Here is a 26427-nt window from a genome sequence, read left to right on the forward strand (position 1 = left end):
CCTCGTTGCGCCCGAAGCACGGCCGCAGGTAGCCGACCAGTTCGCGGCCAATCTGGTCTGGTTCGATGAGCAGGCGCTTCTTCCCGGCCGCTCATACATCTTGCGCACCGAAACCGACCAGGCGAGCGCGACCGTTTCGGATTTGAAATACCGCGTCAATGTCAACGATTTCGCGCAGGAAGCTGCGAAATCGCTGGCGATGAACGAGGTCGGCGTCGTCAATATCTCGGCGCAGTCGCCGATCGCCTTCGACAGCTTCGCGGAAAACCGTACGACCGGCGCCTTCATCCTGATCGATCGCATCACCAATGCGACGGTCGGGGCCGGCATGATTCTCCATACGCTGCGCCGCGCCGACAACATTCACTGGCAGTCGCTGGAGGTGAGCAAGAGCGCCCGCGCCGCGGCCAAGCACCAGAAGCCGGGGGTGCTCTGGTTCACCGGGCTTTCCGGCTCGGGCAAGTCGACCATCGCCAATCTGCTCGAAAAGAAGCTGCATGCGAGCGGCCGCCACACATACATTCTCGACGGCGACAACATCCGCCACGGGCTGAACCGCGATCTCGGCTTCACCGACGAGGACCGCGTTGAAAACATCCGCCGCGTCGCCGAAGTGGCGCGGCTGATGGTCGATGCCGGCCTGATGGTGATCGTCTCCTTCATCTCACCGTTTCGCGCCGAGCGCCGCATGGCGCGCGAAATGATGGGCGAGGGCGAGTTCATCGAAGTGTTCGTCGATACGCCGTTCGAGGAATGCGCCGCGCGCGATCCGAAAGGGCTCTATGCGAAGGCGCTCGACGGTGAGATCAAGAACTTCACCGGCCTGGATTCTCCTTACGAGCGGCCGGAAAATCCGGAAATTCACCTTCAGACGCTCGGCAAGTCTCCCGAGGAGATGGTAGAGATCCTCGAAAGCTGGCTGAGCGAGCGTGACATTGCGGACCAACAATACGACGACGGCGGCGGCATCTGACGACGAGGCGATGCTGGCGCATTTCGAGCGCCTGGCGCTTGCGGCTGGGCATCTGGTCATGGACGTGTTCCATGCCGGCATATCGGTCGAGCACAAGCTCGACGCCTCGCCGGTGACGGCGGCGGACCGGGCGAGCGAAAAGCTCATCCTTGCGGGCTTGCGCGCCGAATACCCGGACATCCCTTGCGTGGCGGAAGAGGAAGCAGCCGAGGGGCTTGCGCCGCGCGATCCCGGGCAGACGTTCTTCCTGATCGACCCGCTCGACGGGACGAAGGAATTCGTCAATCGCAACAGTGACTTCACGGTCAATATCGCGCTCGTCCGCCAGGGCGTTCCGGAGATCGGCGTGGTCTATGCGCCGTGCAGCGGGCGGTTCTTTTCCGGCAGGCCGGGCAGAGCGGAATCCATCGAGGTCTCGCCGGAGTACGGCATCGTCGGGCGTCGCAGGATTTTCGTGCGCGAGGGCAAGACGCCGCTGACCATCGTTGCCAGCCGCTCGCATCGCACGCCCGAGACTGACGAATTCATAAGAGACATCGACGCGGCTGAGATCGTCTCGGTCGGATCGTCGCTGAAATTCTGCCTGATCGCCGGCGGCGAGGCGGATGTCTATCCGCGTTTCAGCCGCACGATGGAGTGGGACACGGCGGCTGGCGACGCGATCCTGCGCGCTGCCGGTGGCATGACCCGAACCACCGACGGCAGGCCGCTCGTCTATGGCAAGCGCAGCCAGCCGGGCGAGGCCGACTACGCCAATCCGTCCTTCATCGCCAGCGGCAGCATTTCATAGGCTGGTTATTCGGCCGCCTGCGCGGTTTTCGTTTCGATGAAGCTGCGGATCGCGCCGACGATCCGGTCCTGGTCCTCGACCGTGAGGTAGGGGTGCATCGGCAGGCACAGGATGCGCTGCGGCAGTGTTTCGGAAACCGGCAGCCCGCCCGGCGCGACCGGGTAGTGCCTGTAGGCGACCTGCTGGTGCAGCGGTTTCACATAATAGATGACCGAAGGAATGCCCTGTTCCTGGAGGTGGGCCTTGAGTTCGTCGCGGTAGGGCGTCTCGATGGCGTATTGCGCCCAGGCCGAGCGGCTGCCTTCCGGCACATGGGCGGTCCTGACCAGATTGTGCAGCCCGCCGCGATAGCGCTCCGCGACGGCCTGCCGGGCGACCATCTCGTCTTCGAGAATGGCGAGCTTTTCGATCAGGATCGCGGCTTGCAGCGTGTCCAGCCGCGAATTCAGGCCGACATGGATGTTGTCGTACTGGGTCTCGCCCTTGCCGTGGAAGGCGAAGGAGCGGAGCTTTGCCGCCATCTCGTCGTCATTGGTGAACATGGCGCCGCCGTCACCGTAGCAGCCGAGCGGCTTTGCCGGATAGAAGCTCGTCGCGCCGACGCTCCCGAAGGCACCGCACATCCGGCCCTGGACCGAGCCGCCGATCGCCTGCGCAGCATCCTCGATGACCAGCAGGTTTTTGCGCTCGGCGATTTCCGAAATGGCCGCGTAATCGGCGCCGAGCCCGAACAGGTCGACCGGGATGATTGCCCTTGGCGTCAGCCGGCCCTCTTTCTTGACCATGGCGATCGCGGCCTCGAGGCTGGCGATGTCGATATTGTAGGTGTCTTCATCGACGTCGACGAAAACCGGCTCCGCCTTGGCGAGCGCAACGACTTCGGCCGTCGCGGCGAATGTGAAGCTCGGCACGAACACCGCGTCGCCCGGCCCGATGCCCGAGGCGTAGAGCGGCAAAAGCAGCGCGTCGGTGCCGTTGGCGCAGGCAACAACGTGCTTGACGCCGACATAGGCGGCGAGCTGGTTCTCGAACTCGGTAACCTCCGGCCCGAGGATGTAGCGGCCGTCATCGACCACGCGGTCGATCGCCGCCCTCAGCCGGTCCCGAATTCTTTCGCGCTGCGCGCCGAGGTCGATAAACTGCATGCCTGCTCCGAAACGTGCCCTGATGTCGCGCCGCTGATAGCATGAGTTGATTTGGCCAAGAAAGCGCAAGGCGGGCTGTATTGCCGCGGCGCAGCGTCACGCGTTACCGGTGGATGTCGCTGTAGAACGCGGAATCCGGTGCATTGGGGCCAATTCCGTGCGCCGAGGCTGACGTCTACGGAACCTCCGGAAACATAAAGTGATGCAGGCCTGGCGGATTCAGGCCGGCTTAGGCAATTTCGTGCCGCCAGGGTGGATTTGCGCCAGCGCGCGATACAGTGATGGCCGCGGCCTTGGCTCCGAGCGTGAGCGCGTCGCGAATGGCTTGTTCGGAAAGATTTTCCAGAGCTGTTTTCGACAATAAACCGCCATCGTGCAGCGACGCCAGAATGCCGGCGTTGAAGGTGTCGCCCGCGCCGACAGTGTCGACGACCGTGACACGTTCAGGTATTACGGAGACGGTATGGCTCTTGGTGTAGCCGATAGCGCCCTTGCTGCCATGGGTCACAACGATAAGCTTCGGGCCGCTCTCCAGCCATTTGCGCACCTGGTCCTCTTCGGAACCCTCGTTTCCGAACCAGGCGAGGTCTTCGTCGGAAAGTTTGACGATGTCCGCCAGCGCCATCATCCGGCGTATGCGGTCATTGTGCTTTTCCTTGTCGGGAATGAAGCCTGGCCGGATATTAGGGTCGAGCATCGTCACGCGCCGGTCTGCTTCCCGTTTCATCAGCGCCTCGTAGGTCGAGCCGCATGGTTCAGAGATCAGGCTGATGGCTCCGAACAGCATCGCCTCGACATCGTCGCCGAGAAGCGGCAGGTCGGCTTCGGTGAGCATGCGGCCGGCGGTGTTTTCGTCATAAAACGTATAGGTCGCGTGGCCGTCGGTCAGTCGCACGAATGCCAGTGTGGTAGGCCGTGCCGAAACGTCGGCATAGCGGGAGCCCGCATGGCTGGAGGCCAGCACCTCGCGGATTTGCTGGCCGAACAGATCCGACGACAGGCCGGAGAAGAACTCGACTGGCACGCCGAGCCGCCCGAGCGCGATCGCCGTGTTGAAGATCGCTCCGCCGGCATAAGGCGCGAATGCCGCTTCCCCCGCGCTGCTTTCGCGCGGCAGCATATCGATGAGCGCTTCGCCGCAGCACAGGATCATGATTTCCGACTCCGATGGTGACGCGCCCTGCAGGGGCGTCTTTGCAAGCAATAGCGTCTGGCGTGGCGAACCTGCAATCGGCTCAGGGCCGATCCGATCCGGCCCGCATTTCCGCCGTCCTCAGGAAAGCCGCGTGTCGCCAATGAGGAAGCGCTCCGACAGCGGCAGGCTTGCGCCGCCGAGCGCGCGAGCATGTATGCCGACCGTACCCTCTCGAACCAGCGGAACGGTCAGCCCTTCCACATCGACGTTCTGCAGCGAAGTCTTGACCGCTTCGACCAACCGCTTGCGAACAGGCGCCGGCATCCAGCCATCGATGATTGCAGCCTCGAAATCGATCACGGCGGAGGCCGACACGATGGCGTAGGCAAGCGCGTCGGCCGCGGTCGACATCCACAAATCCAGGTCGGGACCAATGTCGCCCCAATCTTCGGGAGAGGTCCACAGATGCGATGCGTCGATGCCCTTGCCGTTGAGCGAGCGTTCAAGGATGGCGATGGAGGCGACATCGATCAGCTGGATGGGACGGCCGTCCGGGCCGGGCACCGGCATCGAACCCAATGCGCCGGCATTGCCGCTGGGGCCGGTATAAAGCCTGCCGTTCAGGACCAGCCCGCCGCCGGCAAACGCACCGATGTAGAAATAGATGAAATCGCGCAGCGGCCCGCTCTGCCCGAACACCAGTTCGGCGCCGCACGCCGATGTCGCGTCGTTTTGCAGATAAACAGGGAATTCGCACTGCTGACCGATCCGCTCGCGAATGTCGAGATGACGCCACTGGTCCATGATCTCGCGAGGCGCTCCGGCCGTCTCGGCCCAGTTCCAAAGCTCAAAGGGCATGGCGATGCCTAGACCGGCGATGCGCTTGTGCTGCTCCTCGTCGAGGCTGGCGCGCAACTCCGCGATGCCGGATTTGACGAACTCGATCGTCTCCTCGGGCGCCGGGAAATGATAGGAATGCTGGAGCATCGCGCGGACATTGCCGAGGAAATCGATCAGCACGAGTTCGGCGCTGCGCCGGCCGATCTTCAGCCCAAGGAAATAGGCGCCTTCGGGATTGAGCGACATCGGAATAGACGGCTGGCCGATCTTTCCACGCACCGGCTCTTCGCGCACGAGCAACCCGTCGTCCTCGAGTTCGCGCATGATCACCGATACGGTCTGCGCGGAAAGCCTGGTCATGCGCGCTATGTCGGATTTGGCCAGGCTGCCGTGGCGGCGAACGAGCGAGAGCACGAGCCGCTCGTTGTGGTCCCTCATTCCGCTTTGGTTCGTGCCATGATGAAACCGGCTCTCCCCCAGTTCGCGCGAACCGTGCCTGAGATCGCCGGATTGCACCTATTCCTCCCGATTGCTCGTCCTTGTCTTTTCCGCAAGAATGACCAGCAATCTTCGGCCTTGTCAATAATAAATAAGAGTGATTTAATTATTGACAAACCAGCTTGGCTGCTGTTTTCTGATACGAGATTGCCGTGGCAACATCGCCTCGACATCTGGAAAGATGCCGGCTTCCGGCATCGGTCGTGTTTTCACTGGGAGGATAACCGTGACCAAAACTGCACTTCTGAAATCCACTGTGTTCGGCGCGGCGGCTGCCGCTCTTCTGACTTTTGCGGCGCCTGCCGCTTCCGCGGCCGATATCAGCGCCTGCCTCATCACCAAGACCGACACCAACCCGTTCTTCGTCAAGATGAAGGAAGGCGCCACCGCCAAGGCGAACGAACTGGGCGTCCAGTTGAAGGCCTACGCCGGCAAGATCGACGGCGACAATGAAAGCCAAGTCGCCGCCATCGAGTCCTGCATCGCCGACGGCGCCAAGGGCATCCTGCTCGTGCCTTCGGATACAAAAGCGATCGTCGATTCGGTCAAGAAGGCCCGCGACGCCGGCATTCTGGTGATCGCGCTCGACACGCCGCTCGAACCAATCGACGCAGCCGACGCTACGTTCGCCACCGACAATTTCAAGGCGGGCGAACTGATCGGCTCCTGGGCGAAGGCCACGCTCGGCGACGCGGCCAAGGATGCCAAGATCGCCTACATGGATCTCACTCCGAGCCAGCCGACCGTCGACGTTCTTCGCGACCAAGGCTTCATGACGGGTTTCGGCATCGACACCAAAGACGTGAACAAGATCGGCGACGAAGACGATCCACGCAACGTCTGCCACGACGTCACCAACGGCAATGAGGAAGGCGGCCGCAAGGCAATGGAGAACTGCCTCCAGAAGGATCCGGGCATCAACGTCGTCTACACGATCAACGAACCGTCGGCGGCAGGCGCCTATGAGGCGTTAAAGTCGGTCGGCATGGAATCGAACGTGCTGATCGTTTCAGTCGATGGCGGCTGCCCCGGCGTGAAGAACGTCGAGGCCGGTGTGATCGGCGCGACCTCGCAGCAGTACCCGCTGCTGATGGCCTCCATGGGCATCGAGGCGATCAAGAAGTTCGCCGATACCGGCGAAAAGCCCGCGCCGACTGAAGGCAAGGATTTCTTCGACACCGGAGTGACGCTGGTCACCGACAAGCCGGCCGAGGGCGTCGAATCCATCGACACCAAGGATGGCCTGGCGAAGTGCTGGGGTTGATTTGATCTCTTGACGTAACGTCAATAGTTTCGGGTGGGGGCGGTCTCCGGACCGCCCTTCGCACAAAGCATTTCGGGAGGAGTACAGCCATGAGCGATGCCACCGCGGCAGGCGGGAAACAACCGCAGGAATTTGAGAAGGTGTTGTCGGGCAGCGATACTTCGGTCGCCAACTTCGAAACGCAATCCAGGACGCCACTCGAGACTGCCCAGCATTTCCTTCACTCTAACCCGGCGGCGGTTCCGCTGATCGTGCTGCTGCTCTCCATTCTCGGCTTCGGGATTGCCGTCGGAGGCAAGTTCTTCTCGGCGTTCACGATGACGCTGATCCTGCAACAGGTTGCCATCGTGGGCATTGTCGGAGCGGCGCAGACGCTGGTGATCCTCACCGCCGGCATCGACCTTTCCGTCGGCGCGATAATGGTCTTGTCGTCCGTCGTGATGGGGCAGTTCACTTTCCGCTATGGCCTTCCCGCGCCGGTAGCGATCCTTTGCGGCTTTGCCGTGGGCGGGCTCTGCGGCTGGCTCAACGGTGCGCTGGTGGCCCACATGAAGCTGCCGCCGTTCATCGTGACGCTCGGCACCTGGCAGATCATTCTCGCAGCCAACTTTCTCTATTCGGCCAACGAGACGATCAGGTCGCAGGACATCGATGCTCAGGCGCCGTTGCTCAAAATATTCGGAGAAACCTTCCGCCTGGGCGGTGCGGTCTTCACCTTTGGCGTTATCGTCATGGTGCTGCTGGTCGCGGTGCTTTGGTATATCCTGAACCACACCGCGTGGGGGCGCCATGTCTATGCTGTGGGCGACGATCCCGAGGCGGCCAAGCTCTCCGGTGTCCGGGTCAAGGGCATGCTGGTGCAAGTTTATGTCCTGTCCGGCCTGATATGCGCGCTTGCCGGCTGGGTGTTGATCGGCCGCCTCGGTTCGGTTTCGCCAACCTCGGGCCAGTTCACAAACATCGAATCCATAACCGCTGTGGTCATTGGCGGCATTTCGCTGTTCGGTGGACGTGGATCGATCCTCGGCATGATCTTCGGTGCGCTGATCGTCGGCGTATTCTCGCTCGGCCTGCGGCTGATCGGCACCGACCCGCAATGGACGTACCTTCTCATCGGTTTGCTCATCATCGTCGCCGTTGCGATCGACCAGTGGATCAGAAAGGTTGCCGGATAATGTCTCAGGAACCCATCCTCACCGCCCGCGGTCTCGTCAAGCGCTACGGCCGCGTCACCGCGCTCGATAATGCCGATTTCGATCTCTATCCGGGAGAAATCCTGGCGGTGATCGGCGACAACGGCGCCGGCAAGTCCTCGCTGATCAAGGCGATCTCCGGCGCAGTCCATCCCGACGAGGGCGAGATCCGCCTGAACGGCGAGGTCATCCATTTCCGGTCGCCGATGGAAGCGCGCGATGCCGGTATCGAGACGGTCTATCAGAACCTCGCTCTGTCGCCGGCGCTCTCGATCGCCGACAACATGTTTCTCGGACGCGAGATCCGCAAGCCCGGCTTTCTCGGCCAGTGGTTCAGGATGCTGGACCGCCCGGCCATGGAAAAGCGCGCCCGGGAGAAGTTGACCGAGCTCGGGTTGATGACCATCCAGAATATCGGCCAAGCCGTCGAAACGCTTTCGGGAGGACAGCGCCAAGGCGTCGCCGTCGCGCGCGCAGCGGCGTTCGGCTCGAAGGTGGTGATCATGGACGAGCCCACAGCGGCGCTAGGTGTAAAGGAATCTCGCCGCGTGCTCGAACTCATCCTGGACGTGAAGCGGCGCGGCCTGCCGATCGTTCTGATCTCGCACAACATGCCGCATGTTTTCGAAGTCGCCGACCGCATCCATATCCACCGGCTTGGCCGCCGGCTGACTGTCATCGATCCGAAGCAGTACTCGATGTCCGACGCCGTGGCCTTCATGACCGGGGCCAAGCCGGCGCCGGAGCAGATGGTGGCGGCCTAGACAAAAGCACGAAAATTGCCTGCGGCGTTTAATCGATTGTGCTTGCCGCGGGATGGGATAGCATGGAAGCGGGAGGAATCTGGGAGCCTGCCGCTATTATAGGTGACCAATTAAATTGCGCTCAAGAGGCGATATGACGCTGAAGACAACCGAACTCCCACGGCTGAATTTGACAAATCCCGATCCCAAAGCACTCGCTGCCGAAATCCTGCAAGCCCTGAAATACAGGGTCGGCAAGGATGCGACGGTCGCAACGCGCGAGGACTGGCTGACCGCCGCAATCAAGGTGGTGCGCGATCGAATTGTCGATCGCTGGCACGAATCCACCAAGGAGGCGTACGAAGCCGGCGCCAAGCGCGTCTACTACCTGTCATTGGAATTTCTGATCGGCCGGCTGATGCGGGATGCGTTTTCCAATCTCGGCGTGATGGACGCAATGCGCGAGGCGCTCGCCACGCTAGGCGTCGACCTGGACGTGATTGCCGCGCTGGAGCCTGACGCTGCGCTCGGCAATGGCGGTCTCGGACGGCTCGCCGCCTGCTTCATGGAAAGCATGGCGACTGTCGGCGTGCCGGCGCATGGCTACGGCATCCGTTACGCCAACGGCATGTTCCGCCAGGAAATCCACGACGGCTGGCAGGTCGAACTGCCCGAAACATGGCTCGATCACGGCAATCCATGGGAGTTCGAACGGCGGGAACGCTCCTTCGAGGTTGGCTTCGGCGGAACGGTCGAATCGGTGACCAGCAAGGACGGACGCCTGGAGCGCCATGTCTGGAAGCCGCACGACCGGTTGCTAGCCGTCGCTTACGACACGCCCGTCGTCGGCTGGCGCGGTAACCGCGTCAATACGCTAAGGCTGTGGTCGGGGATGCCTATCGACCCGATCCTGCTCGACGCCTTCAACGCCGGCGACCACATCGGCGCGCTGCGCGAAAGCAACAAGGCCGATGCGCTGTCGCGCGTGCTCTATCCCGCCGATTCGAGCGAAGCCGGCCAGGAACTGAGGCTGCGGCAGGAATATTTCTTCTCTACCGCCTCGCTGCAGGACATCATCCAACGCCATCTCAGCCAGTATGGCGACCTGCTGACGCTTCCGGACAAGGCGGCGATCCACCTCAACGACACCCATCCCGCGATTGCAGTTACCGAACTGATGCGGCTCCTGATGGATGTGCATCTGCTTGATTTCGACACTGCATGGGACATCAGCAAGCGAACCTTCGCCTACACCAACCACACGCTGCTGCCCGAGGCGCTGGAAAGCTGGGCGGTGCCACTGTTCGAGCGGCTGCTGCCGCGGCACATGCAGATCATCTACGCGATCAATGCCGAGATCCTGCTCGAGGCGCGCGCCTCGGATCAGTTCAACGGCGAGGAGATCAGCCGCATATCGCTGATCCAGGAGAATGGCGAGCGTCGGGTCCGCATGGGCAATCTGGCCTTTGCCGGTTCTCACTCGATCAACGGCGTCTCGGCCCTGCACACCGAACTGATGAAGGAGACGGTGTTTGCCGATCTGCACCGGCTCTATCCCGACCGCATCAACAACAAGACCAACGGCATCACGCCGCGCCGCTGGCTGTTCCAGAGCAATCCGGGGCTGACGACGCTGATCCGCGAGGCGATCGGCGAGCGATTCCTTGATGACATCGACGCGCTGACGGAACTGGACAGGTTTGCCGAAGATGCCTCGTTCCGCGAGCAGTTCGCGTCGGTAAAGCGCGCCAACAAGGAAAGGTTGGCCGCGCTGATCATGGAGCGCCAGGGCATCAGGATCGATCCGTCGGCGCTGTTCGACATCCAGATCAAGCGCATCCATGAATACAAGCGCCAGCTCCTGAACATCATCGAGGCAGTGGCGCTCTATGACCAGATCCGCTCGCATCCCGAACGCGATTGGATGCCGCGCGTAAAATTCTTCGGCGGCAAGGCTGCGCCCAGCTACCACAACGCCAAGCTGATCATCAAACTGGCCAACGACGTCGCCAGGGTGATCAACCGCGACCCGGCGGTGCGAGGGCTGCTGAAAGTGGTGTTCGTACCGAATTACAACGTCAGCACGGCCGAGATCATGGTGCCGGCCGCCGATCTGTCCGAGCAGATTTCGACCGCCGGCATGGAGGCTTCCGGCACCGGCAATATGAAATTCGCGCTGAACGGCGCGCTGACCATCGGCACGCTCGACGGCGCGAATGTCGAGATCAAGGAGTGCGTCGGCGACGAAAATATCTTCATTTTCGGCCTGACCGCCGACGAGGTCGCCGAACGCCGCAGCAACGGCTACACGCCGCGTTCGGCCATCGAGGGCTCGCCGGAGCTTTCGCAGGCGCTTGCGGCGATCTCGTCAGGCGTCTTTTCGCCTGACGACCGCAATCGTTATCGCGATCTGATGGACGGCCTCTACCAGCATGACTGGTTCATGGTCGCGGCAGATTTCGACGCCTATGCCGATGCGCAACGCCAGGTCGACGCCGTGTGGCGCGACAGTCCAGATTGGTACGCCAGGGCAATCCGCAACGTCGCCCGGACGGGATGGTTTTCGTCGGACCGCACCATTCGCCAATATGCCAACGAAATCTGGAACGTCCCGGCATGATGTGATTTGACCGTAGTGCGGAAGCCTTGAGGAGGGGCGCCGACCATGAAGAAGCCGCGTGCGACCGCCGCGACGAAAGAGCTGCCCGGCCTCACCGCGCGCAGCGATGTCGAGGCGATTGTTTCGGGCAGGCATGGCGATCCGTTTTCGGTCCTGGGGGTCCACGAAGCAGGCGGCAGGCTGGTGGCGCGCTGTTTCGTGCCGCACGCCGAATTCGTCACCGCCTTCACGCTTCAGGGAAAGAAGGCAGGCGAGCTTTCGCGCGTCCACGATGCGGGTTTCTTCGAAGGCAAGCTGACGATCCGCAAGCGCCAGCCGCTGAAATATCTGGCGAGGAATGCCGGCGGAGAATGGCAACTGACCGACCCCTATTCGTTCGGGCCGGTCCTCGGGCCCATGGACGATTATTTCATCGCCGAAGGCTCGCATCTCAGGCTTTTCGACAAGCTCGGCGCGCATCTCATTTCGCATGAGGGCGCGTCGGGCGTGCATTTCGCGGTCTGGGCGCCCAATGCACGGCGCGTTTCGGTCGTCGGCGATTTCAACGAATGGGACGGCCGCCGCCATTCCATGCGCCACCGCGTCGATACCGGCATCTGGGAAGTGTTCGTGCCCGACCTCGGCGAGGGCCGGCCCTACAAGTACGAGATCATCGGGCCGAAGGGCGAAAAACTGCCCTTGAAGGCCGATCCGTTCGCTTTCCGCTCCGAACTGCGGCCGGCGACGGCTTCGGTGACCACCGCGCCGCTTCGGCACGAATGGGGCGACGAGGCGCACAAGGCTTTCTGGCAAAACACGAATATCCGCCGCGAGGCGATCTCGATTTATGAGGTGCATGCCGGCTCATGGCAGCGCCATCCGGACGGCTCTTTCCTGTCATGGGACGAACTTGCCGACCGGCTGATCCCCTATGTCGTCGATAGCGGCTTCACCCATATCGAGTTCATGCCGATCACCGAGCATCCCTACGATCCGTCATGGGGCTACCAGACGACCGGACTTTACGCACCGACGGCGAGGTTCGGCGAGCCGGAGGGTTTTGCGCGCTTTGTCGACGGCGCTCATCGTGCGGGCCTGGGCGTCATTCTCGATTGGGTGCCGGCGCATTTCCCGGTCGACGAGCACGGCCTGATCTGGTTCGACGGCACGGCGCTCTACGAACATGCCGATCCGCGCAAGGGGTTTCATCCCGACTGGAACACCGCGATCTACAATTTCGGGCGTCGCGAAGTCGTGTCGTTCCTCGTCAACAACGCGCTGTTCTGGGCCGAGAAATACCATCTCGACGGCCTGCGCGTCGATGCGGTCGCCTCGATGCTCTACCTCGACTATTCGCGCAAGGCGGGGGAGTGGATCCCCAACGAGCTTGGCGGGCGCGAAAACCTCGAAGCGGTGAAGTTTCTGCAAAAGATGAACGTCGCCATCTATGGCGCACATCCCGGCGTTATCACGATTGCCGAAGAGTCCACATCGTGGCCGAAAGTGTCGCAGCCCGTGCATGAAGAAGGGTTAGGCTTCGGCTTCAAGTGGAACATGGGCTTCATGAACGACACGCTGGAATATCTGTCGAAGGAGCCGATCTACCGCAAGCACCACCATGGCGAGATTACCTTCGGGCTGGTCTATGCGTTCAGCGAGAATTTCGTCCTGCCGCTCTCACACGACGAGGTGGTGCATGGCAAAGGCTCATTGCTCACCAAGATGGCCGGCGACGACTGGCAGAAGTTCGCGACGCTGCGCGCCTACTACGCCTTCATGTGGGGCTATCCCGGCAAGAAGCTGCTGTTCATGGGTCAGGAGTTCGCCCAGCGCGACGAATGGAGCGAAGCCAGGCAGCTCGACTGGCATCTGCTCGACCATACGCCTCATCGCGGCATGCGGCAGCTGGTGCGCGATCTCAACTATCTCTACCGCTCGCGTCCGTCGCTGCATGCGCGCGATTGCGAACCGGAGGGCTTTTCCTGGCTCGTAGTGGACGACAGCCAGAACTCTGTGTTTGCCTGGCTGCGCACGGCGCCGGACGGCAATCCGGTTGCCGTCATCTCGAACTTCACGCCGGTGCCGCGCGAAAACTACCGTATTCCGCTGCCAGCTGCGGGGCGGTGGCGCGAGGTCATGAACACCGACGCCGCCGATTATGGTGGGTCGGGCAAGGGAAATGCGGGCGCGGTTGTGGCGGCGGAAAGTGCCGGAGGAGGGATCTACGGCTCCATGCTTCTGCCGCCGCTGGCCACGATCATGCTCGAATGCATGCCGGAATGAGTAGATTTGGGAGGGTAACATGGTGGACATAAAACGGAGCCAACCGCTGGCGCGCGATGCCATGGCCTATGTGCTGGCGGGCGGGCGGGGCAGCCGTCTCAAGGAACTGACCGACCGGCGCGCCAAGCCCGCCGTCTATTTCGGCGGCAAGACACGCATCATCGATTTCGCCCTCTCCAATGCCCTCAATTCCGGCATTCGCCGCCTCGGTGTCGCGACGCAGTACAAGGCGCACTCGCTGATCCGCCATTTGCAGCGTGGCTGGAATTTCTTGCGGCCCGAGCGCAATGAGAGCTTCGATATCCTGCCGGCGAGCCAGCGCGTCTCGGAAACGCAGTGGTATGAGGGAACCGCGGACGCGGTTTACCAGAACATCGACATAATCGAGAGCTACGGCCCGGAATACATGGTGATTCTGGCCGGCGACCACATCTACAAGATGGACTACGAGATGATGTTGCGCCAGCACGTCGAGGCCAATGCCGACGTGACGGTGGGCTGTCTCGAAGTGCCGCGCATGGAAGCGACAGGCTTCGGCGTGATGCATGTCGACAAGAAGGACAACATCATCTCCTTCATCGAAAAGCCCGCCGACCCGCCGGGCATTCCGGACAGGCCCGACTACGCGCTCGCTTCGATGGGCATCTATGTTTTCCGGACGAAGTTCCTGATGGACCAGTTGCGCCGCGACGCCGCCGAGCCGGATTCCAGTCGCGATTTCGGCAAGGACATCATCCCTTACATAGTCAAGCACGGTAAGGCGATCGCGCACCGCTTCGCCAAGTCGTGCGTGCGTTCGACAGCGGAAAATGAGGCTTATTGGCGCGATGTCGGAACGGTCGACGCCTATTGGGAGGCGAATATCGACCTGACCGACATCACGCCGGAACTGGACCTTTACGACCGCGATTGGCCGATCTGGACCTATGCCGAACTGAAGCCGCCGGCAAAATTCGTCCACGACGAGGATGGCAGGCGCGGCGAGGCGATATCGTCGCTGGTCTCCGGCGACTGCATCGTCTCCGGTGCATCGCTGAGACGCAGCCTGATTTTTACGGGGGCGCGCATCAATTCCTATTCGACGCTTGAGGAAGTCGTCATGCTTCCAGACTGCCATGTCGGGCGCAGCGCGACACTGAAGCGGGTCGTCATCGATCATGGGGTGAAAATTCCTGAAGGGCTGGTGGTCGGCGAAGACCCGGTGCTCGACGCCAAGCGCTTCCGCGTTTCGGAGAAGGGGATTTGCCTGATCACGCAGGAGATGATCGACAGGCTGGATGCCTGACGATGCAGGTGCTTGCCGTCACGCCTGAGATATTTCCGCTGATCAAGACCGGCGGGCTAGCCGACGTCGCCGGGGCGTTGCCGGTGGCGTTGGCCGGGCAGGGCGTGACGACGCGAACGCTGATTCCGGGCTACCCGGCGGTGATGAGCGCCTTCAGGAAGAAGAAGGCGCTGTACCAGTATCCCGGCCTGCAGGGCGGCAAGGCCGCGATCCATGCGGCCAGCGTCTCGGGCCTCGATCTCTTCATGCTCGACGCGCCGCATTTGTTCGACCGCGCGGGCGGACCATACGGCGACGCGACCGGGGCCGACTGGCCGGACAATTGGCGGCGGTTTGCTGCCCTGAGCCAGGCCGGCGCGGATATAGCGGGCGGCGCGATTTCCGGCTATGCGCCAGACCTCGTCCATGTCCATGACTGGCAGTCGGCGATGACGCTCGCTTACATGCGTTACGGAATGGCCAACACCGTTCCGTCCGTCATCACAGTTCACAATCTGGCCTTCCAGGGGCAGTTCGCCGCGGCGATATTTCCGGAGTTGGGATTGCCGGCATCGGCCATGGCGCTGGACGGAGTCGAATATTATGGCGGCGTCGGCTTCCTGAAAGCCGGCCTTCAAGCCGCGTCCGCAATCACCACCGTCAGTCCCACCTATGCGCAGGAAATCCGGACGCCGGCTTTCGGAATGGGGCTCGACGGCCTTCTCAATTTGCGCGCAGGCGATCTGCACGGCATCGTCAACGGCATCGACACCGAAATCTGGAATCCGGCGACGGATCCGCACCTTGTGGCGAATTACTCGTTGAAATCGCTCAAGGCGCGCAAGGCCAACCGCAAGGCAGTCGAAGATCGCTTCAATCTCGTTTCCGACGACAGCCCGATCGTCTGTGTCGTCAGCCGGCTGACCTGGCAGAAGGGTATGGACATATTGGCGGCATCGCTCGACGACCTTGTCGCGGCAGGCTCGCGGCTCGCGGTGCTAGGCTCCGGCGATCAGGGTCTGGAAGGTGCGCTGCTGGCTGGCGCGGCGCGGCATCGCGGTCGTGTCGGCGTCGTTGTCGGCTACGACGAGGCCCTGTCGCATATGATGCAGGGCGGCTGCGACGCCATCGTCATACCGTCGCGTTTCGAGCCCTGCGGGCTGACTCAGCTTTACGGGCTGCGCTATGGCTGCGTTCCTATCGTGGCGCGCACCGGCGGGCTGGCCGACACGGTGATCGACGCCAATGAGGCGGCGATTGCGGCCGGGGTGGCGACGGGATTCCAGCTCGCCCCGGAAAGCGCGGCTGCTCTAGGTCATGCGATCCGGCGGGTGATCTCGGCGCATGCCGATCCGATGGTTTGGACGGCGATACAGAAACAGGGCATGAAGGCTGATGTTTCGTGGGATCGCAGCGCCCAAAAATACGTTCAGCTCTACAAATCCTTGATAGCGAAAGGGCAGCCTGCCGAATGACGAGAACAGTCGAAACCAAACCGTTCAGCGACCAGAAGCCGGGCACTTCCGGCTTGCGCAAGAAAGTGCCGGTTTTCCAGCAGGAACATTATGCCGAGAATTTCATCCAGTCGGTTTTCGATTCCCTCGAAGGCTTTCAGGGCCAGACGCTGGTGATCGGCGGTGACGGTCGCTACTTCAACCGCGAGGTCATCCAGACGGCGATTGCCATGGCCGCCGGCAACGGCTTCGGCCGCGTGATCGTCGGGCAGGGCGGCATCCTGTCGACGCCGGCCGCATCGCACATCATCCGCAAATACAAGGCGTTCGGGGGGCTGATCCTGTCGGCCAGCCACAATCCCGGCGGCCCGCACGAGGATTTCGGCATCAAGTACAATGCCGGCAATGGCGGCCCCGCGCCCGAAAAACTGACCGATGCGATTTTCGAACGCTCCAAGACGATTTCGCGCTTCCTGATCGCCGATATCGGCCTGGTCGACCTCGACCGCCTCGGCTTCGTCGATGCGGGCGGCATGGAAGTGGAGGTGGTCGACCCGGTCGCGGATTATGCCGAACTGATGGAAACGCTGTTCGACTTCGACGCCATCCGGACGATGTTCAAGGGTGGTTTCCGCATGGCGTTCGACGCCATGCACGCGGTGACCGGGCCCTACGCCAAGGAGATCCTCGAAAAGCGGCTCGGCGCGCCGGCGGGCACCGCGCGCAATTTCGTGCCGCTGCCGGATTTCGGTGGTCATCACCCCGATCCCAACCTCGTCCATGCAAAGGCGCTGTATGACGAGATGATGGGCGACGACGCTCCCGACTTCGGCGCGGCGTCCGATGGCGACGGGGACCGAAACCTGGTCATAGGCAGGAGCATCTTCATCACGCCGTCGGACTCGCTGGCGATGCTCGCCGCCAACGCGCATCTGGCGCCGGGCTACAAGGCCGGGCTGAAAGGCATCGCCCGCTCCATGCCGACCAGCGGCGCGGCGGACCGCGTCGCCGAAAAGCTCGGCATCGGCATGTACGAAACGCCCACCGGCTGGAAGTTCTTCGGCAATCTGCTCGACGCCGGAATGGCGACGATCTGCGGCGAGGAAAGCGCGGGCACCGGCTCCGACCATGTCCGCGAGAAGGATGGCCTCTGGGCCGTGCTGCTGTGGTTGAACATACTTGCGATGCGCGGCGAGAGCGCCCGCGAGATCGCGACCAAGCACTGGGCGACCTATGGCCGGAACTACTATTCTCGGCACGATTATGAGGAGGTCGAGACAGAAGCCGCCAACCGGCTGATGACGGAACTGCGCGGCCGGCTGGCGGCGCTGCCTGGAACGGCGGTTCGCGGCATGAAGATCGCAGCCGCCGACGATTTTGCCTATCACGATCCGGTTGACGGTTCGGTAAGCAAGAACCAGGGAATCCGCGTCATGTTCGAGGGTGGCTCGCGCGCGGTGTTCCGCCTCTCCGGCACCGGCACCTCCGGCGCGACGCTCAGGCTCTACGTAGAGCGCTACGAGCCCGACCCAGCGCACCATGATCTCGACACGCAGGAGGCGCTCTCAGAGCTGATAGCAGCCGCGGACGACATCGCCGGCATCCGCCGCCATACCGGGCGGGAAAAGCCGAGCGTCATTACGTGATGCGGGTCATGAAGGCCAGTCTCATCGGCATCAGGGCGTCGCTTGAAAGTTCACTGGCCCCGGTGCATCCAATCGCCCGATGAACCCAGCCAAATCTACGCAAAGATCCGGTTTGGGCGGCGTTCCCGTGCAGGACGGAATCCGCTTCTCGGTCTGGTCCGGCGCTGCCGAGCGGCTGTGGGTTTCGATCTTCGACGAAACAGGCGACTGCGAAACCGATCGGCTCGAACTTGTGCCGGAAGGCGACGGTGTTTTCGCGCTTACAGTGCCCGGCCTGAATGCCGGAACGCGCTACGGATTTCGCGCCGACGGTGAGTATGCGCCTGAACGCGGGCTGTGGTTCGATCCGGCAAAGCTGCTGATGGACCCATATGCGCTGGCCATCGACCGGCCGTATGCGTTCGACCAGCGTCTTTCGGCCGGACGCGGCGAGAAGATCGACACGGCGCCATTGATGCCGAAGGCCGTGGTCCTCGAACTGCCGGAGCCGGTCACGCCGAAGCCGCCCTTGTTCAGGCCCGGCGGACTGATCTACGAGGTCGCTGTCCGAGCGTTCACGATGCGCCATCCGGCGGTGCCCGAGGCGCAGCGCGGCACGATCGCTGCGCTCGCTCATCCCGCTATCATCGAGCACCTCTCGAAGCTCGGCGTGTCGGCTGTCGAACTGATGCCGGTGGTTGCCTGGATCGATGAGCGGCATCTGCCGCCGCTCGGTTTGCGCAATGCCTGGGGCTACAATCCGGTGTCGTTCATGGCGCTCGACCCGCGGCTGGCGCCGGGCGGGATCGCGGAGCTGCGGGATACGGTGGCAACGCTGGGCGACGCGGGGATCGGCGTCATTCTCGACCTCGTATTCAACCATACGGGTGAGAGCGACGAACTCGGCCCGACGCTGTCGCTGCGCGGCTTGGACAATCTGGCCTACTATCGCCATGCGCCAGGTGATCCCGGAAAGCTGGTCAATCATACAGGAACCGGCAACACGATCGCCTGCGATCATCCGGCGGCGCGGCAACTGATACTCGATACGCTCAGGCATTTCGTACTGCACGCCGGCGTCGATGGGTTCCGCTTCGATCTGGCGACGGTATTGGGGCGAGGCGATGACGGCTTCGATCCCAACGCGGCGCTTCTTGCTGCGATAAGAAACGATCTCGTCCTGCAGGACAGAATCCTGATAGCCGAGCCTTGGGATATTGGTCCGGGCGGCTATCAGCTCGGCAATTTTCCGGCGCCGTTTCTCGAATGGAACGACAAGTACCGGGACGACATCAGACGGTTCTGGCGCGGGGACCGGGGCATGGCAGGCGCCCTGGCGACCCGGCTTGCCGGTTCGTCCGACGTCTTTGGCGGGGGCAGATCGACGCGCAGCGTGAACTTCATCGCAGCCCATGACGGCATGACGCCGGCCGACATCGTCCGCTACGAGCGCAAGCACAATGAGGAAAACGGCGAGCAGAATCGCGACGGCCACGACGAGAACCTGTCGTGGAACAATGGCGTCGAGGGCGAGACCGACGATCCTGATATCGAGGCGCGGCGGCGGGCCGATGTCCTGGCAATGCTGTCGACGCTGTTTGCATCGCGCGGCGCGATCATGCTGACGGCCGGCGACGAGTTCGGGCGGACGCAATCTGGCAACAACAACGCCTACGCACAAGACAACGCCATCACCTGGCTGGACTGGAGCGGGCGGGACAGGCAGATGGAAGACTACGTGGCGGCGCTGTCGGCGATGCGAAGGAGCGTGCCGGCGCTGCGAGAGTTGGGTTTCCTTACCGGCGAGGCGCATGCCGGTGTCCGCGATGTCGAATGGCTGACCGAAGCCGGGCTGCCGTTCGGCGAGCACGATTGGAAGGATGCCGAACGGCGGCGGCTGGCCATGGTTCTGGGCGGCGGGTCGGGCGGTCGTTTCGCGGCGCTCTTCAACGGCTCGGTGTCGCCTGCCGAATTCGTGCTGCCCGCGCAGGCCGGCTTCCTCTGGAGCAGCCCGCCGGGCCTGCCGGCGGCGGGGAATGGCGGGAACGTGCTGGTTGCGGGTCGGTCGGTGGCATTCGTTCTAGAACGGGAAGAGCCGCGGTAGCGGTTTCGGGCAGGAGCAAAAATGGCAGAAATGGACAAATCGGACTGGTGGCGCGGCGGCGTGATCTATCAGGTCTATCCCCGGTCGTTCCAGGATACGACCGGCGATGGCAGCGGCGATCTTCCCGGCGTCACGCGCCGCGTCGCCTACATCGCCTCGCTCGGCGTCGACGCGATCTGGCTGTCGCCCTTCTTCAAATCGCCCATGGCCGATATGGGTTACGACGTGTCGGATTACTGCGCGGTCGACCCGATGTTCGGCACGCTCGAGGATTTTGACGAACTGATTGCTGAAGCGCATCGCCACGGCCTGAAAGTCATCATCGACCAGGTGCTGTCGCACTCGTCCGACCGGCACCCATGGTTTATCGAGAGCCGCGCCAGCAGGACGAACCGCAAGTCGGACTGGTACGTCTGGGCCGACGCCAAGCCGGACGGCACGGCGCCCAACAACTGGCTGTCGATCTTCGGCGGCCCAGCCTGGGAATGGGATTCGACGCGCAAGCAATACTATCTGCACAATTTCCTGGCGTCGCAGCCCGATCTCAACTTCCATAACCCGGATGTGCAGGATGCCCTCCTGGAAACGGTGCGCTTCTGGCTTGAGCGCGGCGTCGACGGCTTCCGGCTGGACACCGTCAATTTCTATGTCCACGACCGGCAGTTGCGCGATAATCCGCCCTTTCCGCGCGGCAGGTCAAACGACATCTCAGACGCCAATCCGTACGGTTACCAGGACCACCTCTACGACAAGACGCAGCCGGAAAATCTCGATTTCCTCAGGCGGTTCCGCACGTTGCTGGACGAGTACGGCGCCCGCGCGGCGGTCGGCGAGGTGGGCGACGGCGAGCGGTCGCTGCGCACAGTTGCGGCCTATACCGGCGGCGGGGACAAATTGCAGATGTGCTACACGTTTGATCTGCTGAGCCCCGAATTTTCCGCCGTCCATGTCCGCGAGAGCGTCGAAGCCTTCGAGAATGCGGTCGCCGACGGCTGGATCTGCTGGGCGTTCTCGAACCACGACGTGATCCGCCACGTCTCGCGCTGGACGAAACCCGGCGGCGACACCGATGCGATGGCCAGGTTCTCGATCGCGCTGCTTGCCTGCCTGCGGGGATCGATCTGCCTTTACCAGGGCGAGGAGCTTGGTCTGGAGGAGGCAGAGCTTGCCTTCGAGGATCTGCGCGATCCCTACGGCATCCGCTTCTGGCCGGGGTTCAAGGGCAGGGACGGCTGCCGGACGCCGATGGTGTGGAATTCGGGCGAGCCCAATGGCGGATTCACGACGGGCAAGCCCTGGCTGCCGGTTCCCGAAAGCCATCGCGTCCGGGCCGTCGACGTGCAGGAAGAGGACGGCAATTCGGTTCTTGTCCGCTACCGGGACGTGCTGGCCTTCCGCAAGGAGCATCCGGCGCTGAGCATCGGCACGATCGAGATGCTCGACGCCGGGAAGGACGTGCTCGCCTTCGTGCGCGAGGCCGGCAACGAGCGGCTGCTGTGCCTGTTCAATTGTTCCGGCGGCAGCGACGAATGGAATATTCCGGCAGGCTCGGGAGCGGTGATCCCGGCCGGCTTTCCCGGCGCTGAGGCGCCTATCGATGGCTCGCGGATTTCGCTGCCGCCGTTCGCTGTGCTGGTCGCCCGGCTGGAGTAAATTCAACTCAGGGTTCGCTCCAGGCACAGTTTCCTTTGCGTGAACTACGCGCCAGTTGAATTAAGAATTGGCGGTGCTAGTGTCACCAACCAGAACGGCGGCCAACGACCGCCGGATCGCTCGACCAAGCCGGAATGGTTCGGCTTTTGGGCACAAAACGGACGCTCGCCTTGGCTGAGGGGCCACGGCAAATCGGGAGAGACTAAGATGCTGCACAATGTTCTGCGGGCGACGGTGTTCGCCACGAGCCTGCTTGTCGTAAACGGCGTGGTGATCGCGCCGGCGATGTCGGAAGTGATCTACAACCGCGGCAACGACACCGATCCGACCACGCTGGACCACCACAAGACGTCGACCATTGCCGAAGCCAATCTCATGCGCGAGCTCTACGAGGGGCTGGTGGTCTACAATGCCAAGGCCGAGGTCGTCCCGGGCGTTGCCGAAAGCTGGGAAGTGTCCGACGACGGCTTGAAATACACGTTCAAGCTGCGCGAAAACGCCAAATGGTCGAACGGCGATCCGGTAAAAGCCAGCGATTTCGTATTCAGTTTCCAGCGCATCCAGGATCCGGCCGTGGCCGCACCCTATGCGAACATGCATTATGCGATCGCCAACGCCGAATCCGTGAACAAGGGCGAGAAGAAGCCTGAGGAGATGGGCGTCAAGGCGGTCGACGACCGGACGCTCGAGATCACGCTCGCTGCTCCGACGCCCTATTTCCTCGAGCTGCTTACCCATCAGACCGGCTTGCCGGTCCATCAGGCTTCGGTGGAGAAATTCGGCAACGATTTCACCAAACCGGGCAACATGGTGACCAACGGCGCCTACATGCTTGAATCGTTCACCCCGAACGACAAGATCGTCATGAAGAAGAACCCGAACTTCCATGACGCGGCGAATGTGAAGATCGACGTCGTCAACTTCATTCCGTTCGAAGACCGTTCCGCCTGCCTGCGTCGTTTCGAGGCCGGTGAGGTGCTGTCCTGCTCGGACATTCCGGCCGAGCAGATGGACTATATGCGCGAGAAGCTGGGCGAACAGGTCCACATCGCGCCCTATCTCGGCAGCTACTACCTGCCGGTGAAGGTAAAGAAGGAGAAGCTGTCGGATCCGCGCGTGCGCCATGCAATTTCCATGGCCATCGATCGCGACTTCCTCGCCAAGGAAATCTGGCGCGAAACCATGCTGCCCGGCTATTCGATCGTGCCGCCCGGCATCAGCAACTACAACGATCCGGTATTTCTGGAATACAAGGACATGGACATCCTCGATCGCGAGGACAAAGCCAAGGAACTGCTGAAGGAAGCCGGCGTCGAGGAAGGCGAGCTTTCGGTCGAGCTTCGCTACAACACTAGCGAGAACCACAAGAACACCATGACGGCGATCGCCGACATGCTGAAGAATATCGGCATCACCGCCACCCTGTTCGAGATGGAAGGAACCGGCTATTTCGATTACATGAAGCAGGACGGCGACTTCGACATCACCCGCGCCGGCTGGATCGGCGACTACAGCGATCCGCAGAACTTCCTGTTCCTGTTCGAGAGCGACAATCTCGGCTTCAACTATCCGCGCTGGGAAAACGCCGAGTATGACGCGCTGATGGAAAAGGCGGAAACCACCCTCGATCTGGCCGAGCGGTCCAAGATCCTGAGCCAGGCCGAGGCGATCTTCCTGAAGGAAGTTCCGGCCATCCCGATCCTCTACTATTCCTCGCGCGCGCTCGTCTCGAGCAAGCTGAAGGGCTGGGAAGACAATATCCAGGACGTCCACGCGACGCGTTATCTGTCGATCGAAGGCTGACCCGGCGGAGCAGCGTCCATGCGGGAGTTTGCTCCCGCATGGACCTTCTTTTCCCGACGTGCGGCATGGTCGACACCGATAGAAAATCTCCCTTAGGCGCCATGTTGAGCGTCGGAGAGGCACGGCTATCCGCATCGGGAACCCCTCACGATCAAGGGGCGTTACAATTGACGGCCCGCGGAGTTAGCCGATGTTCGCATATGTGCTGAGGCGATTTGCCGGCGCGGTGCCGACGCTTTTCATCATCGTCACGATAGCATTCTTCATGATCCGCCTGGCGCCCGGCGGGCCGTTCGATCTCGAACGTCCGCTCGACCCGCTGATCATGGAAAACCTCAACCGCGCCTATAATCTCGATAAGCCGCTTCTCTACCAATATGGCCATTATCTGTGGAATCTGGCGCAAGGTGACTTGGGGCCGAGCTTTACCCGCCGGGACTTTTCCGTCGTCGACCTGTTCCGCACCGGACTGCCGGTGTCGGTCCTGCTCGGTGGAATGGCTATCTCGCTGGCACTTGTCCTGGGCACGTTCCTTGGAGCGCTGGCCGCGCTCAAGCAAAATACCGCCGTCGACTACGCCGTCGTAGGCACCGCAACATTCGGGATCACGATCCCGCCCTTCGTGGTCGCGCCGATCCTGAGTCTGCTGTTTGGCGTGTGGCTCGGCTGGCTGCCGGCAGGAGGCTGGAGCAGCGGTTCGCTGCGGCACATGATCCTTCCGGTGGCGACGCTCGCATTGCCGCAGATCGCGATAGTGGCCCGCCTCACGCGCGGCGCAACGATCGAGGCGCTGCGATCCGACCATGTCCGCACCGCGCGCGCCTACGGTCTGCCGACTCGCACCGTCGTAGGCGTCCACGCGCTACGTGCCGCCATCCTGCCGGTCGTTTCCTATCTCGGGCCAACCGCCGCCGCGCTGCTGACGGGTTCGGTTGTCGTCGAGACCATTTTCGGCATACCGGGCATCGGCCGCTATTTTGTCCAGGGCGCGCTTGGGCGCGACTACACGCTGGTGATGGGAACGGTCGTCGTCATCGCCGTGTTCGTCGTCGTCTTCAATCTCATCGTCGACATCCTCTACGCATTGCTCGATCCGAGGGTGCGCTATGACTGATCATTCGACCATAGCGGCGCGGGACGTGCTCACCGAGGCCGGCCCAATGATTGCCGGACGGTCCCTGTGGCAGGACGCATGGCGGCGTCTTCGCAAGAACAGGGCGGCGGTGGCCAGCGCGATCGTGCTGTTGTTCCTGGCTCTTGCGGGCATTTTCGGCCCGTTGATTGCGCCTCATCCATACGACCGCATCTACCCGCAATATGTGCGCACGCCGGCCAGCCTCGAGGCTTATCCCAAGGCCGAGCGCATCATTCCCGCATTCGAAAGCGTGGTGAGCCGCGCCCGCGTCGAGACCGGCTCCGCCGAGGTCGAAGGATCGACGGTGCGGATGCCGATTTCGAGCAGCGAGGCGCTCGACCCGCGCATCGTGCGCTATGTCGACCGGTCCGACCTGTTCGAGAATGCCCGCATCGAGGAACTGAGCGCCGACGGACGGAGCGGCGTCATGGTCGCCGACGTTCACCGGCTGCGCTTCCTCTTCGGCACCGATTCCAATGGCCGCGACCTGCTTTCCCGCATTCTGATCGGAATTCGCGTCTCGCTGGCGATCGGCGTGCTCGCGTCGGCGATGGCGCTTCTGTTCGGCGTATCCTACGGCGCGATCGCCGGCTACCTCGGCGGTCGCGTCGACGGCGTAATGATGCGTATCGTCGACATCCTCTACTCGCTGCCGTTCATCTTCTTCGTCATCCTGCTCGTGGTGTTCTTCGGGCGCAATTTCATCCTGATATTCATCGCCATCGGAGCGACGGAGTGGCTGGACATGGCCCGCATCGTGCGCGGCCAGGCGCTGATGCTCAAACGTCAGGAATTCGTGCAGGCGGCAGAGGCGCTAGGCGTCGACAATTCGGGCATTCTGCGGCGTCATATCATTCCCAACACGCTCGGTCCGGTCGTCGTGTTCGTCACGCTGCTGGTGCCCAAAGCGATATTGCTCGAAAGCCTTCTGTCGTTTCTCGGTCTCGGCGTGCAGGAACCGCTGACCAGCCTCGGCCTGCTGATCTCCGACGGTGCAGCCAACATCCAGGGCGCAACCTGGCTGCTGATCTATCCGGCAATCGCGCTGACGGTCATTCTGTTCGCCCTGAATTTCCTCGGCGACGGCCTGCGCGACGCACTCGACCCGAAGGACCGCTGATATGGGGGAGAACAAGACCGACACGATCCTGAGCATTCGCGGCCTGAACGTGAGCTTCGCCACGCATGACGGCGAGGTGCGGGCGGTGAAGAATGTCGATTTCGACGTGCGCCCCGGCGAAACGGTGGCCATTGTCGGCGAGTCCGGTTCAGGCAAGAGCCAGTCCATGATGGCGCTGATGGGGCTCCTTGCCTCGAACGGGCGCGCCACCGGTTCGGCCCGCTACCGCGACCAGGAACTGATCGGCTTGTCCGAGCGCCGCCTCAACAAGGTACGCGGCGAGAAGATCACGATGATCTTCCAGGAGCCGATGACCTCGCTCGATCCGCTCTACAAGATCGGCCGCCAGATCTCCGAGCCGCTGATCCATCATGGAGGGCTCCTTTCGACCGCGCAGGCGCGCCCGCGCGTGCTGGAGCTTTTGAGACTGGTCGGGATACCGGACCCCGAACGGCGTATCGATTCCTACCCGCACGAGCTTTCCGGCGGGCAGCGCCAGCGCGTCATGATCGCCATGGCGTTGGCAAACAATCCCGACATACTGATCGCGGATGAGCCGACCACGGCGCTCGACGTGACGGTGCAGGCGCAGATCCTGGCGCTTCTGGCAGAGCTACAGAGCAGGCTAGGTATGGCGATCGTGTTCATCACCCACGATCTCGGCATTGTCCGCCGTTTCGCCGACCGGGTCTACGTCATGCGCTCCGGCGAGGTGGTCGAGGAGGGCGTCACGGAAGCGCTTTTCTCCGCGCCGAAGCACGCCTACACGAAGATGCTGCTGGAGGCGGAGCCGACCGGCCGCCAGG

General features: G+C 62.5%; 18 protein-coding genes and 1 pseudogene. 16 read left to right on the forward strand and 3 right to left on the reverse strand.

Going from position 1 to position 26427, the window contains the following annotated elements:
• Together nodQ and cysQ are read left to right on the forward strand one after the other, a co-directional pair.
• A pseudogene (nodQ, locus tag MAXJ12_RS27515) lies at positions 1-973 on the forward strand (bifunctional sulfate adenylyltransferase/adenylyl-sulfate kinase NodQ); the annotation flags it as partial.
• Positions 974-983: 10 nt separating this feature from the next.
• Positions 984-1763 (forward strand): 3'(2'),5'-bisphosphate nucleotidase CysQ, encoded by a 780-nt coding sequence (gene cysQ / locus MAXJ12_RS27520; protein ID WP_040588378.1) that lies wholly within the window; start codon positions 984-986, stop codon positions 1761-1763.
• A 5-nt stretch (positions 1764-1768) separates the two neighbouring features.
• Here the strand turns inward: cysQ and MAXJ12_RS27525 are convergent, their stop codons facing one another.
• The 3 genes from MAXJ12_RS27525 to MAXJ12_RS27535 form a co-directional block, all read right to left on the reverse strand.
• Positions 1769-2908 carry a DegT/DnrJ/EryC1/StrS family aminotransferase gene (locus MAXJ12_RS27525; protein WP_008839391.1) on the reverse strand — a complete coding sequence of 380 codons (1140 nt, stop codon included), beginning with the start codon at positions 2906-2908 and terminating at the stop codon, positions 1769-1771.
• Between the two features lie 229 nt (positions 2909-3137).
• Positions 3138-4061 (reverse strand): carbohydrate kinase family protein, encoded by a 924-nt coding sequence (locus MAXJ12_RS27530; RefSeq protein WP_008839392.1) that lies wholly within the window; start codon positions 4059-4061, stop codon positions 3138-3140.
• Positions 4062-4181: 120 nt separating this feature from the next.
• A complete protein-coding gene (locus tag MAXJ12_RS27535) occupies positions 4182-5399 on the reverse strand; it encodes an ROK family transcriptional regulator (protein ID WP_008839393.1) in 1218 nt (405 codons plus the stop codon).
• A 208-nt stretch (positions 5400-5607) separates the two neighbouring features.
• On the opposite strand from MAXJ12_RS27535, the gene MAXJ12_RS27540 reads away from it, so the two are divergent.
• The 14 genes from MAXJ12_RS27540 to MAXJ12_RS27605 all read left to right on the forward strand — a co-directional run.
• Complete coding sequence (locus MAXJ12_RS27540; RefSeq protein WP_008839394.1) at positions 5608-6645, forward strand: sugar ABC transporter substrate-binding protein; 1038 nt, start codon at positions 5608-5610, stop codon at positions 6643-6645.
• Between the two features lie 89 nt (positions 6646-6734).
• Positions 6735-7820: an ABC transporter permease gene (locus MAXJ12_RS27545; protein WP_008839395.1), complete on the forward strand. Its 1086-nt coding sequence runs from the start codon at positions 6735-6737 to the stop codon at positions 7818-7820.
• Positions 7820-8602 (forward strand): ATP-binding cassette domain-containing protein, encoded by a 783-nt coding sequence (locus tag MAXJ12_RS27550; RefSeq protein ID WP_008839396.1) that lies wholly within the window; start codon positions 7820-7822, stop codon positions 8600-8602. Before MAXJ12_RS27545 ends, MAXJ12_RS27550 begins: the two co-directional genes overlap by 1 nt.
• A 133-nt stretch (positions 8603-8735) precedes the next feature.
• Positions 8736-11201, forward strand: a complete 2466-nt coding sequence (locus tag MAXJ12_RS27555; RefSeq protein ID WP_008839397.1) for a glycogen/starch/alpha-glucan phosphorylase — start codon at positions 8736-8738, stop codon at positions 11199-11201.
• Between the two features lie 45 nt (positions 11202-11246).
• Entirely contained in the window at positions 11247-13463 is a 2217-nt protein-coding gene (gene glgB / locus MAXJ12_RS27560; RefSeq protein WP_008839398.1) for a 1,4-alpha-glucan branching protein GlgB, read from the forward strand.
• A gap of 19 nt (positions 13464-13482) precedes the next feature.
• Positions 13483-14748: a glucose-1-phosphate adenylyltransferase gene (glgC, locus tag MAXJ12_RS27565; protein WP_008839399.1), complete on the forward strand. Its 1266-nt coding sequence runs from the start codon at positions 13483-13485 to the stop codon at positions 14746-14748.
• A gap of 2 nt (positions 14749-14750) precedes the next feature.
• A complete protein-coding gene (gene glgA, locus MAXJ12_RS27570) occupies positions 14751-16202 on the forward strand; it encodes a glycogen synthase GlgA (RefSeq protein ID WP_008839400.1) in 1452 nt (483 codons plus the stop codon).
• A complete protein-coding gene (locus MAXJ12_RS27575; RefSeq protein ID WP_008839401.1) occupies positions 16199-17827 on the forward strand; it encodes an alpha-D-glucose phosphate-specific phosphoglucomutase in 1629 nt (542 codons plus the stop codon). Before glgA ends, MAXJ12_RS27575 begins: the two co-directional genes overlap by 4 nt.
• A gap of 79 nt (positions 17828-17906) precedes the next feature.
• Positions 17907-19910: a glycogen debranching protein GlgX gene (gene glgX / locus MAXJ12_RS27580; RefSeq protein ID WP_050898909.1), complete on the forward strand. Its 2004-nt coding sequence runs from the start codon at positions 17907-17909 to the stop codon at positions 19908-19910.
• Between the two features lie 21 nt (positions 19911-19931).
• Positions 19932-21563 carry a beta-galactosidase BglA gene (gene bglA, locus MAXJ12_RS27585; protein ID WP_040588373.1) on the forward strand — a complete coding sequence of 544 codons (1632 nt, stop codon included), beginning with the start codon at positions 19932-19934 and terminating at the stop codon, positions 21561-21563.
• A gap of 207 nt (positions 21564-21770) precedes the next feature.
• Positions 21771-23366, forward strand: a complete 1596-nt coding sequence (locus MAXJ12_RS27590) for a peptide ABC transporter substrate-binding protein (RefSeq protein WP_008839404.1) — start codon at positions 21771-21773, stop codon at positions 23364-23366.
• A gap of 190 nt (positions 23367-23556) precedes the next feature.
• Positions 23557-24480, forward strand: a complete 924-nt coding sequence (locus MAXJ12_RS27595; protein WP_008839405.1) for an ABC transporter permease subunit — start codon at positions 23557-23559, stop codon at positions 24478-24480.
• Positions 24481-24526: 46 nt separating this feature from the next.
• Complete coding sequence (locus tag MAXJ12_RS27600; RefSeq protein WP_162097513.1) at positions 24527-25621, forward strand: ABC transporter permease; 1095 nt, start codon at positions 24527-24529, stop codon at positions 25619-25621.
• 1 nt (position 25622) lies between these two features.
• Positions 25623-26427, forward strand: an 805-nt coding sequence (locus MAXJ12_RS27605; protein WP_008839407.1) for an ATP-binding cassette domain-containing protein, incomplete at its 3' end; no start/stop codon positions are given.

Source organism: Mesorhizobium alhagi CCNWXJ12-2 (genome assembly GCF_000236565.1).
Classification (GTDB): Bacteria; Pseudomonadota; Alphaproteobacteria; order Rhizobiales; family Rhizobiaceae; genus Allomesorhizobium; species Allomesorhizobium alhagi.

Coding starts and splice junctions, on each gene's coding strand:
- MAXJ12_RS27600 (WP_162097513.1), top strand. CDS start 24,527: ATGATTGCCGGACGGTCCCTGTGGCAGGACGCATGGCGGCGTCTTCGC.
- MAXJ12_RS27530 (WP_008839392.1), bottom strand. CDS start 4,061: ATGATCCTGTGCTGCGGCGAAGCGCTCATCGATATGCTGCCGCGCGAA.
- MAXJ12_RS27590 (WP_008839404.1), top strand. CDS start 21,771: ATGCTGCACAATGTTCTGCGGGCGACGGTGTTCGCCACGAGCCTGCTT.
- MAXJ12_RS27545 (WP_008839395.1), top strand. CDS start 6,735: ATGAGCGATGCCACCGCGGCAGGCGGGAAACAACCGCAGGAATTTGAG.
- glgX (WP_050898909.1), top strand. CDS start 17,907: ATGAACCCAGCCAAATCTACGCAAAGATCCGGTTTGGGCGGCGTTCCC.
- bglA (WP_040588373.1), top strand. CDS start 19,932: ATGGCAGAAATGGACAAATCGGACTGGTGGCGCGGCGGCGTGATCTAT.
- glgA (WP_008839400.1), top strand. CDS start 14,751: ATGCAGGTGCTTGCCGTCACGCCTGAGATATTTCCGCTGATCAAGACC.
- MAXJ12_RS27575 (WP_008839401.1), top strand. CDS start 16,199: ATGACGAGAACAGTCGAAACCAAACCGTTCAGCGACCAGAAGCCGGGC.
- glgC (WP_008839399.1), top strand. CDS start 13,483: ATGGTGGACATAAAACGGAGCCAACCGCTGGCGCGCGATGCCATGGCC.
- cysQ (WP_040588378.1), top strand. CDS start 984: ATGCTGGCGCATTTCGAGCGCCTGGCGCTTGCGGCTGGGCATCTGGTC.
- MAXJ12_RS27550 (WP_008839396.1), top strand. CDS start 7,820: ATGTCTCAGGAACCCATCCTCACCGCCCGCGGTCTCGTCAAGCGCTAC.
- glgB (WP_008839398.1), top strand. CDS start 11,247: ATGAAGAAGCCGCGTGCGACCGCCGCGACGAAAGAGCTGCCCGGCCTC.
- MAXJ12_RS27595 (WP_008839405.1), top strand. CDS start 23,557: ATGTTCGCATATGTGCTGAGGCGATTTGCCGGCGCGGTGCCGACGCTT.
- MAXJ12_RS27555 (WP_008839397.1), top strand. CDS start 8,736: ATGACGCTGAAGACAACCGAACTCCCACGGCTGAATTTGACAAATCCC.
- MAXJ12_RS27525 (WP_008839391.1), bottom strand. CDS start 2,908: ATGCAGTTTATCGACCTCGGCGCGCAGCGCGAAAGAATTCGGGACCGG.